This is a genomic window from Acinetobacter sp. 24-47-64 (assembly GCF_057737055.1).
Window position 1 is genome coordinate 2,224,090 of the sequence record NZ_CM173215.1, and the last position, 12,145, is coordinate 2,236,234.

General features: G+C 38.6%; 9 protein-coding genes. 3 read left to right on the forward strand and 6 right to left on the reverse strand.

Annotation, left to right across the window (positions count from 1 at the left end; all coding sequences use genetic code 11):
• Window positions 1–20: 20 nt before the first annotated feature.
• On the reverse strand, window positions 21–404 hold the full coding sequence (locus AC1M85_RS10640) for an SCP2 sterol-binding domain-containing protein (protein ID WP_092765941.1): 384 nt from the start codon (window positions 402–404) through the stop codon (window positions 21–23).
• 339 nt (window positions 405–743) lie between these two features.
• Entirely contained in the window at window positions 744–1,667 is a 924-nt protein-coding gene (gene ttcA, locus AC1M85_RS10645) for a tRNA 2-thiocytidine(32) synthetase TtcA (protein WP_035266955.1), read from the reverse strand.
• Window positions 1,668–2,181: 514 nt separating this feature from the next.
• Here ttcA and AC1M85_RS10650 point away from each other — a divergent pair.
• Together AC1M85_RS10650 and htpX are read left to right on the forward strand one after the other, a co-directional pair.
• Window positions 2,182–3,039 (forward strand): lytic transglycosylase domain-containing protein, encoded by an 858-nt coding sequence (locus AC1M85_RS10650; protein ID WP_488213873.1) that lies wholly within the window; start codon window positions 2,182–2,184, stop codon window positions 3,037–3,039.
• A gap of 125 nt (window positions 3,040–3,164) precedes the next feature.
• Complete coding sequence (gene htpX, locus AC1M85_RS10655) at window positions 3,165–4,070, forward strand: protease HtpX (RefSeq protein WP_035266954.1); 906 nt, start codon at window positions 3,165–3,167, stop codon at window positions 4,068–4,070.
• Window positions 4,071–4,130: 60 nt separating this feature from the next.
• Here htpX and AC1M85_RS10660 read toward each other — a convergent pair whose 3' ends face one another.
• From AC1M85_RS10660 to AC1M85_RS10670, 3 genes are all read right to left on the reverse strand, one after another.
• Window positions 4,131–4,706 carry a DUF4112 domain-containing protein gene (locus tag AC1M85_RS10660; RefSeq protein ID WP_035266953.1) on the reverse strand — a complete coding sequence of 192 codons (576 nt, stop codon included), beginning with the start codon at window positions 4,704–4,706 and terminating at the stop codon, window positions 4,131–4,133.
• Between the two features lie 40 nt (window positions 4,707–4,746).
• On the reverse strand, window positions 4,747–6,084 hold the full coding sequence (mgtE, locus tag AC1M85_RS10665; protein ID WP_488213874.1) for a magnesium transporter: 1,338 nt from the start codon (window positions 6,082–6,084) through the stop codon (window positions 4,747–4,749).
• A gap of 158 nt (window positions 6,085–6,242) precedes the next feature.
• Window positions 6,243–9,350 carry a multidrug efflux RND transporter permease subunit gene (locus tag AC1M85_RS10670; RefSeq protein ID WP_481593186.1) on the reverse strand — a complete coding sequence of 1,036 codons (3,108 nt, stop codon included), beginning with the start codon at window positions 9,348–9,350 and terminating at the stop codon, window positions 6,243–6,245.
• Between the two features lie 329 nt (window positions 9,351–9,679).
• Between AC1M85_RS10670 and AC1M85_RS10675 the strand changes: the two genes are divergently transcribed.
• Window positions 9,680–10,909, forward strand: a complete 1,230-nt coding sequence (locus AC1M85_RS10675) for a hypothetical protein (RefSeq protein ID WP_481588542.1) — start codon at window positions 9,680–9,682, stop codon at window positions 10,907–10,909.
• Between the two features lie 35 nt (window positions 10,910–10,944).
• On the opposite strand, the gene AC1M85_RS10680 is transcribed toward AC1M85_RS10675, so the two are convergent.
• Window positions 10,945–12,114, reverse strand: coding sequence for a LuxR C-terminal-related transcriptional regulator (locus tag AC1M85_RS10680; RefSeq protein ID WP_488213049.1), 1,170 nt, complete (start codon window positions 12,112–12,114; stop codon window positions 10,945–10,947).
• Window positions 12,115–12,145: the final 31 nt, after the last annotated feature.

Genomic DNA, 12,145 nt, shown 5'->3' on the forward strand with positions numbered 1-12,145 from the left:
CTTTTTTTGTTTAAAAAGTCTTAAGTAGTTTGCTCTAAAACTTTTTTGAACAAATCTTTTTGTTCTTGGCTTGGCTTCGCTGTTTGTAAAGCCATCAATTGAGACATATCGCCTTGAACTTTGATTTTACCAGTCATAAATGCTTGCATAGCAGCAGCCATGTCAAACTCTAAGAATACTTTGCGTAAAGTATCCGCATCTAAGTTTAAAGTTGTTTTAGCATTCGCAGAAGCGCCTTTTTGGATCTTACCGCTATCAAGCGCTAATTCAGTCGTTCCTTCGCTACCTGTTACTACAAGATTCAATGCTAGATTTGCTAATGATGGTGGTAAGTTCAAATCACCAGCTTCAGCTGTAAGTTTCTCAACGTTTGCAAACCAATCATCAGTTAAAAATGCAGGCATGTTCTTTCCTCGATGTATTTATTCAATTTATTGCGTTACCTATCCAAGATAACAACATGTAGAAGCTTTACGCTTGAGAGAGTTATAGCATGATATTTTCCAAATGCGATACGTTTTTTTGTACTCTGCGTTCGATTTTTTTTGTAAATAAAACTAATCGCCTAAATATCATCAAATCTTTATTTTTTCACAAGTTTGTCAATGATTTTTTGTATCGGTACTACGACCTAAAGTGACAAAAAACATCATTTTGTAAATCGACTCAACACCTTCATTAAAATGTAAAAATCTAAGAAATAAAAAAAGCACTTCGAAAAGTGCTTTTTTTATTAAGACGAATTACTCAGCAGCAAAACCGAGATTGACCATGCTAATACGCTTATTTGGTGTGTCCCCTTCGGCTGTTGAACAAGTTACATCAAAATCAACTTCACGTTGTCCATCTAAGGCTTCAAAATCGAAAAGATCTCGGTCGGCCAATTGCGATGGCGAGACATTCTGTAACGCGCCAAAAATGCTGTGTAAACGTTTTGGATGAGCTTTATCCCATTCACGCAACATATCATTGATGATTGCGCGCTGTAAGTTTTCCTGCGAACCACACAAGTTACATGGAATAATTGGGAATTTGCGCATTTCAGCATATTTGATGATGTCTTTCTCTTCAACATACGCCAAAGGACGAATCAAAATATTCTTTTTATCCGATGAAAGTAGTTTTGGTGGCATCGCCTTTAAACTACCGCCATGGAACAGGTTCAAGAAGAACGTTGCCATAATATCATCACGATGATGACCTAAAGCAACTTTGGTCGCGCCAATTTCTTGAGCAAAACCATATAAAGAACCACGGCGCAAGCGTGAGCACACTGCACAATAGGTTTTACCTTCAGGTGTAAGCTTTTTGGTAATGCTATATGTATCTTTTTCTAAGATGTAGTACGGAATGTTATTTTCTTCTAAATAACGGGGTAATACATCCTCAGGAAACCCTGGTTGTTTCTGATCAAGATTCACAGCCACAACATCAAAATTGATTGGTGCTATGCGTTTAAACTGCAGGAGAATGTCCAGCATGGTATAGCTATCTTTACCACCTGAAATACATACCATGACCTTATCGCCATCCTCAATCATTTTGTAGTCACGGATTGCATGACCTACTTGACGACGAAGTTTTTTTAATAAACGATAATATGCAGAACTTGTAGGTGGCTCTGGCTTAAAATTAAATCCTTGGTTGGATTCAACTGGCGAGTACATAGACGACATTAACCATAAAAAAAATACTGCGCAATTTTAGCCGATTCAGTGCTTAATCGCATCTAAAGAATCTGTTTTTTACATCTAATTTTTATTTTTTCATAACACTGTCTTATTCACACATCTAAAATGGACGCTTGGGTTCATTTTTTAGTCGAATTGCTTATCTTTTGGACTTTTCCACAGTTTTCCACAAAACCTGTGGATAAAATTGTGGACTTTTTAGGGGTTGACAAAGTTTTGGCAAGATAAGATGGTGCTTTCCCTTAGATTGATCACTTTTTAACCACTATTCTATATCCTTAAAATTCAATAGCTTATATGTGTCAAGCAGTTGTTTATAAATAAAAATAAATAATTTTTTTGGATATTAAGCCAACAATTAAGACTTGATTTTTTTACAACGAATTGTTAAAAAACATTACATAGTCGAGAGACATCTCCATTGCAGAAAATCACCCACATATCATTTAGGGACAAAAATAGTGTTCGAATGATGAAAACTACAAATAAAATAAAAGTCATAGCGTTATTTGGGTGTGTGAATTTTCTAATATTCTCGCCACAGGCTTCTGCAGGTCAAACAATCTATCAGCTGAAAGATTCAAACGGCACTACCGTACTGACCAACCGCAAAAACAAATACAACCATCTTAAAGTTGAAAAGAAAACCTACTATCCAGATAGCAATATTCATAGTTACAGCAATTGGGGAAGCAACGAAGCATCTGTTCTCCCAAGCCATAGTAAAAATCGAAATGCCTTTGATGGCTATATTCGCCAAGCAGCTCAACGACACGGCATTTCTGAAGGACTCATTAAAGCGGTGATGCACACAGAGTCTGGTTTTAATATACATGCACGCTCCCCTGTTGGTGCTCAGGGTCTTATGCAATTGATGCCTGCGACTGCACAACGATTTAATGTCAATAATGCATATGATCCTGAACAAAATATTTTCGCTGGTGCAAAATATTTGGCTTGGCTATTGAAACGCTTTAATGGCAATACGCAATTGGCATTAGCGGGTTATAATGCTGGCGAAGGAAATGTTGCTAAATATGGTGGAATTCCGCCCTTTCGTGAAACTCAAGACTATGTCAGACGTGTACTCAGTCGTTACAATAATTTATACGCCAATGGTGTAGGCTCAAATCCAACCAATAGTTATTCAGCTTCAGCATCCTCTAAGTCAAGTACACCGAGCTATAATAATCAGAATTTATCAGCTCAAGTGACTGCACCAACTAAACTAAAGTCACCTCCTCGCCAAATTATTGTAGCCGCTGATGGCAGTTTTACTGACGCGCCAGCTGGTTCATATTCAACAAATAATGCCACAGCATCAGCGAAGATCTATATTTCGAATTAATCTCAATTTTTTTTCGTTATATTTTTTATTTTTTTCTTGAAATTTTCCCTATTCGAAAGCATATTTGACGTAGGTTTTTTAATTCAAAAAGCTTATTAAATTTTATTTATAAGAGGATTTTCTCGATGATGCGGATTGGTTTGTTTTTGCTGACCAACCTCGCGGTACTGGTGGTAGCTGGCATAATCTTGTCACTCTTCGGTGTCGGTAGTTACCATGGCGCGGGTGGCTTGAATCTTGGCAATTTACTTGTGATCTGTTTTGTCTTTGGTATGGTGGGTTCTTTAATCTCCCTATTCATGTCAAAGTGGATTGCAAAGAAAACCACAGGTACAGAGTTAATTGATCCCAATGCTCCACGCAACCAAGCGGAAGCATGGTTACTCAATGAAGTGGCACAACTTTCTCAACGTGCTGGTATTAAAATGCCAGAAGTTGGTATTTTCCCATCTTATCAATCAAATGCTTTCGCAACTGGTTGGAACAAAAACGATGCTTTAGTCGCTGTTTCAACAGGCTTATTGGAACGCATGAATAAAGATGAATTACGTGCAGTGTTGGCGCATGAAATTGGTCACGTTGCAAATGGTGACATGGTCACCCTTGCTTTAGTCCAAGGTGTAGTCAACGCGTTTGTGATGTTCTTCGCGCGTATCGTCGGCGACTTTGTAGATCGCAACGTATTTGGTCGTGAAGAAGGTGAAGCACCGGGCTGGAGCTATTTCCTCATTACAATCGTGTTAGATATCGTATTCGGTATTCTTGCTTCGGCAATTGTCATGTGGTTCTCTCGCTATCGTGAATATCGTGCTGATGAGGCTGGCGCGCGTTTAGCAGGTAAACAAGCCATGATCAGTGCATTACTTCGCTTGCAAGCAGAAACTGAAATGCCAGATCAAATGCCTAAAGAAATGAAAGCGTTCTCAATTTCATCAGGTCGTGAAGAAGGATTCAGCCTTGCTGCACTCTTCCAAACACACCCAACAATTGAGCAACGTGTAGCAGCATTACAACAACTTGATTGTCCTTAATCGGCATCTAAAAAAAGCCTCCATACGGAGGCTTTTTTAATGGACTCAATCTATAAGACTTTAAATAGATTGAAACCATTGCCATAAGAACGTGACACCAAACCATAAGGCAACACCAAAAATAATTAAAAACAGAAGACCCAGTAAATCAGGAATATGAATCCAAATCCATGCCACGACAGGATTTCGCCAGAAGGCAGAGTTCTGCTGTTTACGCTCTAAGTTTTCATGTAAAAATGGGTGTACCACATGATGGTCTGAATGAATCTGATACTCTTCACGAATATGATCATGAACCACATCTAAAGCCTTGCGACTCGGTCGAATAAACACATCAAAGAGTGTACCTGCAACAGGGATTAAACCTACTACACCATCCATCACAGCAAGTTTAAGCACGCCATTCAATTTAGATTGGGGCACACCGATTTTTCGAGCTTGTAATACTGCATAACACGTAAGTACAAATCCAGCTACGTCACCCGCCACAGGAATCGTACTCAATGCTGCATCAGCCCCTACCCCTTGTTTAGTGAATGGAATTCTTACGACGGAATCCATCATGTTTGCGAACTTGGCAAGATCGCGTTCCATTTTGATGACTTCAGCTTGGGTTAATTTATTTTTATTTGTCATTTAAGCAACATCCTGCAAAGATACTCCATCAGTCATAGCCTTAGAATAAGAGTTGTGAAGCAATAAATAAATAGACCAATACACCAGTTGCATCACATATTGAAGTGACCAAGGGTGCAGATGCGCTTGCGGGATCGAGTCCTAGTTTATTGAGTACAAATGGTAAACTCATCCCGATCAGACAGCCCATCATGACAATACCCATCATACTGATCGCAAGCACTAAAGCGACCATCATATCTCCACGGATATAGCCAAGAATTGAAACAGCTGCAGCCATCGTTGCACCCAAACATAGAGCAACCATCGCTTCACGACCAAGCAACACAAACCAATCCTTGGCTTTTACATCGCCAGTTGCGATTGCTCGAACCATCAAGGTTGCAGATTGGGAGCCTGCGTTACCACCACTCCCAACCAATAGCGGTAAAAAGAAGACCAAAACAATATGCGCAGCAATGATGTCTTCATAATGGGCGATCCCAATACTCGAAAGTAGGCTGCCAAAGACCAGAAACACTAGCCAAAAAACACGTTGTCTAAATAACAATAATATTGGTGCTGAACGAATACTGATATTTTCTTTAAGCTCTACCGCCCCACTTTTCAAAAAGTCCTCGGTAAATTCTTCTTGGAATACATCCATAGCATCATCATAAGTGACGATACCGAGTAGATGATCATCATGATCTAAAATGGGTAAGGCGATAAAATCATAGTGGCTTAATTTTTTTGCCACTGATTCCTGATCTTCATCCACCCGTCCGTAAATGACCTCAGTGGTCATGACTTCTTGTACCGTTTTATCCAAAGGTGCTTGCACAATTTCTCGAAGAGAAATTACACCCTCAAGTTTCTGAAGTTGATTGGTAATATAGATCAGATATAAAGTTTCAGTATCTTTAGCAGAATGGCGCAAAATCTCTAAAGCTTGTTGCATTGAGATGTCTGATGGCAAAGTGACATAATCAGATGTCATGATCGCACCAGCTGTTTCCTCAGCATACAATGCCAAAGATTGAACTTGCTGCTTCGTTTCTCGATCTAAATTCGCAAAAATAAATGTTTTAATTTGATCCGGTAAAGCTTTGTACAAATCTGTTCGAGCGTCTGAATGCATTGAACGAATTAACTGGACTGTACTTTTGCCGTCCATTTTTTTAACCAACTGTACTTGATGATTGAGTGGCAAAAACTCAAATACATATGCTGCGTTTTCTAAATGGTGGATAAGTTGTATTTGTTGATCGATTTCTAATTGCTGTAAAAACAAAGCCAAATCTGCAGGATTAATCGTATCCGCAATATGATCAATCTGAGCGACATCAGAATTGATCAATGCTTGTTGTAATGCTTCAATTTTATGATCTTGTTTAATTTGATCCATAATCGCTTCATTTATTATCGTTTAGAATTACGCAAGGCATGCTAACACTAATTGAAAATGTTAGTGCGTATTGATCTTGTCAAAAACTGATATTTAAAAATGGATTAAATCAACCGCAGTACCATACTCTTTATACTGCGGATACCACATTAAGTTTCAGATGCTGATTTTGATTTATATTTAAAAATATTCCGAACGATAACAAACATAAAGGGAATAAAGGCTAGAACTAAAATTGTGCCGAAAATTACCCCACCAAGGACACTGACACCAATTTCTTGACGACTGGCAGCACCCGCACCTGAAGCAAATACCAAAGGTATAACCCCTGCACCAAAAGCAAGCGAGGTCATTAAAATTGGACGTAAGCGCAAACTTGCACCTTGTAAAGCAGCAGCAATCGCGTTAGCTCCACGCTCCTGAGCCATTGCCGCAAATTCAACAATTAAGATGGCATTTTTACATGACAACCCAATCGTCGTAAGTAACGCAATTTGGAAGTAAATATCGTTTGGAAATCCGACCAACCAACTAAAAATAATATTACCGCCAATACCCAATGGAATAGCAGCAATCACAACAGAAGGTATCGACCAACTTTCATATAAGGCAGCTAAACATAGAAAGATAAAGCCAACAGAGATGAGATAAAGCCAAATGGCTTGTGTACTCGATTGTTGCTCTTGAAACGATAATCCACTCCACGCTAGCCCAACCCCGTCCAATTGATCAACCATAGACTTGATATCACGCATTGCAGCACCACTGCTCACATTTTTTGCAGTGTCTGCTTCCATTTGTAGCGCGGAATAACCTTGGAAACGAGTCACCACATCAGGGCCTCCATCCCAATCCACAGTGGCAAAATTACCAAATGAAATCATTTGATTTTGATTATTTCGTACAGACCACAAATTGAGATCTTCAGGCTTTGAACGATACTCGGCATCCCCCTGCATCATGACGCGTTTAATACGTCCGCGATCAATAAAGTCGTTCACATAAGAACCACCCCAAGCTGCAGCCAAAGTGCTATTAATCGCAGATTGTGAAAGACCATTCGCCATCACTAATTTTTGATTGATATTCACTTTCAATTTGGCTTTATCTGGATTAGAGCGTTTGCCCAAATTTTCAAAAGTCGTGAAGTTGATTGCCTGTCGTTCTAGCGCTTGAAATTGATCTTCTAAATACTGTCGTCCTTGTCCATTTAAATCTTGCAGCCAAAACTCGATGCCGTTTGTATCGCCAAGACCACTTACAGAACCTGGCAAACTCACCATAATCCGAGCGCGACTGTCTTTTCTAAAGAACTCCATCGCTCGTTCACGAATGGATTGTGCAGAGTTTGCCTCACCTGGACGATCATCCCAATGATGTAATGCTACAAATCCTGTTCCTAAATTTTGACCCGTTCCTGAAAAATTTCGTCCATAACGAATTTGAACCAACCTAACATTCTGTTTTTCTTGTTCAAGAAAATACTCTCGAATACTTTCACCAACAAGCTGACTTTCTGTCATAGGTGCGCCTTCAGGTAAACTGAATTGGACACTGATAAAACCTTGATCTTCACTTGGAATAAAGCTGGTTGGAAGCGACTTATAAAACAAAGCAAAAATCACAATTAACCCAGAAAAACTGGTTAAAACGATCCATTTTAGTGACAGGCTTTTTTCAACCCACTTTAGATAATGCAATCGTAATGATTCCATTTTTGTATTAAACCATGTCGCCCATTTTGCTTCTTGTTGTTTAGGTTTAAGAATAATCGCACACAATGCTGGTGTGAGAATTAACGCGACCAACAATGACAGTGACATGGCTGCAATCAAGGTAATTGAAAACTGACGGTATATAACTCCTGTCGATCCTGTAAAAAAAGCCATCGGAATAAATACTGCAGTTAGCACCACTGTAATTCCAATTAAAGCCCCCGTCATCTCTTGCATAGATAAGATAGACGCTTGCTTTGCAGATAGCCCCTTTTCATGCATCAAACGTTCGACATTTTCGACCACCACAATTGCATCATCTACAAGTAATCCAATCGCAAGAACTAATGCAAAAAGTGTCAATGTATTGATGGTCATTCCGAGCGCAAATAAGACGGCGAAAGTGCCCAAAATAACAATTGGAACCGTGACCGTTGGAATAAGTGTTGCGCGCCAGCTTTGTAAAAAGATAAACATGACCAACACGACCAAGATAATGGCTTCAACTAAGGTCTTTACAACTTCTTTAATGGACTCTTGAACAAACGGCGTGTTATCTCGTGGGTAGACAATTTGATAGCCTTCAGGAAGTTTTTTCTTAATGTCCTCAAGTACTTCTTTAATTTTAGCTGAGGTTGCAAGAGCATTTGCACCAGATGACATTGAAACAGCCAAGCCTGCTGAAGGTGATCCATTAATGGTATTAAAAGCTTGATAATTTTCAGCACCTAACTCAATGCGTGCTACATCTTTTAAATAAATAAAACTTCCATCAGGGGTCGCTTTGACAATGATATTTTTAAATTCATCGACTGTTCTTAGTCGTGATCCAGCGGTAACTTTTGCATTAAGATACTGGTCTGCTACTGTCGGTAAATCTCCGATTCCACCTGCAGCAACTTGTGTATTTTGTGCTTCAATTGCGGCACGAATATCACTAGGCATCAACTGATATTGTTTCAATAAGTTCGGATCTAGCCAAATACGCATGGCATATTGAGAACCAAAGACATCAACCTCACCAACACCTTCTACACGCGCAATTTCTGGTTCAATGTGATCAGCCAAATAATCTGACAACGCAATATTATTACTTTGGTTCGTAGTGTCATATAACCCCACCACCATAAAGGTGTCACCTAAGGATTTATAGACATTGACCCCTTGACGCTGCACGTCTTCAGGCAAACGATTGATCACCCCATTAATGCTATTTTGAACTTGGACTTGTGCTGTGTCTGGATCAGTTCCGTTTTCAAAACTTAAACTAATTCGACTATTCCCAGATGCATTACTGGTAGAGCTAAAATAAAGTAAGTTATCAATTCCTTTAATTTGTTGTTCTATGACCTGTGTGACACTTTCCTCAACTGTTTCGGCATCAGCTCCTGTGTAAGTTGCTGATACAGTAATTCTTGGCGGAGCAATATCAGGATAGCGTTCTACCGGTAAGCTCATCACCGCAAATATACCAATTGCCATGACAATAATCGCAAGTACGCCAGCAAAAATAGGTCGTTCAATAAAGAACTTAGATAACATAGTCGTTAAGCCGTCAAAAGAATTCTAGAAAGTGTTTTCATTAAAATATATAAAAATTTAATTGATATTCAGTGACTATGAATAAAAAAACAAGAACTAATAACAGAAACGATCAACATTGATCGAATTAAGAAGAAAATATGAAGCCCTCACCTATGAACCGCTTATCTGATCTTTCAAAAAAAAATATGCGCAATTTCTCAAAAGTAAAAAATTTCTAAAATTACGCAGCATTAATGCCATCACCCCCTCCCAATTTGAGGATAGTCATATTCAATTTTTTAAAACTATATTCGAGGTACAAAAATACGAATGATTTGGGGGAAATGATGAAAAAAGCTCTTATAACACTGGCGCTCAGTACCTGTTTAGCAGCTTGTGGTGGTTCGGATAAATCCGCAAAAAATGATGATCAGATTAAAATAGGAATACTGACTGACAGCCCAGTAGCAGGTGCGACATATATCGTGAATGGCAATAATGACAATGCGAAGAAGACCAATGCAAATGGGGAGTTTGAATATCGAGATGGAGATGTCATTACATTTAAAATTGGTGATATCGAAATTGGTACCGTACAAGGTTTAGCTCGTGTGACACCAAATGAACTCGTGAATGAAGATTTAAATGCAGATGAACGTAACAAGAGAATTATCAATCTACTGATTTTTTTACAATCATTGGATATCGATGAGGATAAAGAGACCATACAAATCCCAGATGATGTTTCAAATTTCTCGCCAACATCGATTGATTTCAGCAATGCGACAAGTGATTTTAGAGAGCGACTTCAAGGTCAAATTATCAATATTCCTGAAATTGCCTCCAATATAGTAGTCAGTGAAGAGCAAGCTAAAGAACATTTTAGCAGCTCACTGCTCAAAGATATTCAAGGCGTATGGTATGCAAAAAATGATGAGTCTGAAATTGTGTTATTTATTGGAGAGAATGGCGAATATATGCTCGGTGAACCAATCCCGAACGAGCCTAATAGTTCTTCAAATGGCATGGAATACGCCAAAATAAATCTAGATGCCCTAAGTGGAAGTTTATACGCTTCTTCAATAAATATTACTACGCCTGTGATTGATACCAATGAAGATTGGGGACTTCTCGATCATGGGGAATCGCGTTCAATGAAACTATCTTTTGATGGTTCTATACTTAAGATTTCTGAAGCTGAAAATCCTGATGAAAGTGCAGAGTTTACGCGAGTTCCTCGAAATAATAGTGGAATTGTAGGCGCATGGCAGTCCTCAAGTGGTAAACAAATTTTCGTATTTAATTCTAATAACACTTTTATTATGGTTGATGCGGTTGGCGATGATCAACCAGATCCATATGACGGACCTTGTGGTGGCCCTGGTATTGAGTATGGTCGTTATCAATTACGCGACAACAAGCTCTTTGTTACCACGCCCCTCAGCATTGATACAAATGGTTGTGCTGGATTATCCAATACAGACGCGCATTTAGGCTTACCATTACAAATTTCTACTCAAAGTTTAAGCTTTACCGTAGCAGATGAAGGCACATTTACACTGACCAGAATGAATTAATTTTATCCCCCTTCAACATCTTCGTTAAAGGGGGATTATTCAATATGCTGAAAAGCATCAATAAATTCGATCAAAATCCGCATCATTTCAGCTTGTGAGGAGCATCCTAACTTCTGATAAATCGTTTTCAGATATGTCCGCAGTGAACTCAGCGTAATCCCACATTTCAAAGCAATATTTTCAAGATGCTGATCGTCCATAAAATGCTGACAAATTTCAATTTCTCGAGCTGTCAGTTGGAATGTTGACTTCAGTAATATTTTAGACAAGCGTTTTCGATCCTGCATTTTTGATAAGAATAATGCAACTTGATTATTGTCTAAGATCATTGAATCTGACAGCACCTTAAGTGGTGAGACTGTGATTAAGTAAGCTGATTGATGTCGATCGCTATATAACTGCATTGCACCCCCAACTTCTTCTTGATCATGCCTCTCTAATGAATAACGCTCATTCTTTTTGAATGTGCTCTGCACCAATTTTTTTAATTGAGCATTATAAGGCTCGATTATTTTTAATCTGTTATGCAAATCTATTTCAATCATACTCGTATCATTCAAACAATCCTTCGCATACTGATTCACAAATCTCACTTCTAGATTAGATTGAACGATGAGCACACCCACATTCAACTTATCTAAAATTTCGGTGTAATTACTTCTATCATTTTGAAGAAGCTTAATTTGTCGATGAATTTGAATCGCTCTTCTAAAGTGTTTTGCGAGTCTTTCTAAACTTTGTAATTCAGCAGTATCATAAGCAGCTTCATCTGATGGTCGATGTACCGCAAGCACGCCCCATTTATATTTTCCATACTCTAACAATACCCCACTGAGATAACAGATGTTTGAAGGAACTAAACAATATTCATAAAAGTTCTTCAAATCCTCATTATCTGTTTCAGCATATGATCGACAATCAATTTGATAGGCATGCTCTAATCCATAGGTATTCATTAACTGACCATGAATACGCATGTCTACGACATCTAAGTTATACGTTTGATAATTTTGAATTCCATCAATCGGGATATTAATGGTGTAAATAAAATTTTGTTCGGGCCGAAGCTGATCAAAGTAAGTAAAGATCGCCGTTGAACTCTGTGTAAATTCCACGACCTGTTTTAAAACATTTTCCCAGTGATGTGGCTTTAAGGCAGCCTCATAAATTTCTTCTATGATTTGATTTTCTTGAACAGTTAACATCATCACCCCCAATCATGGTGTTAATGTTCCT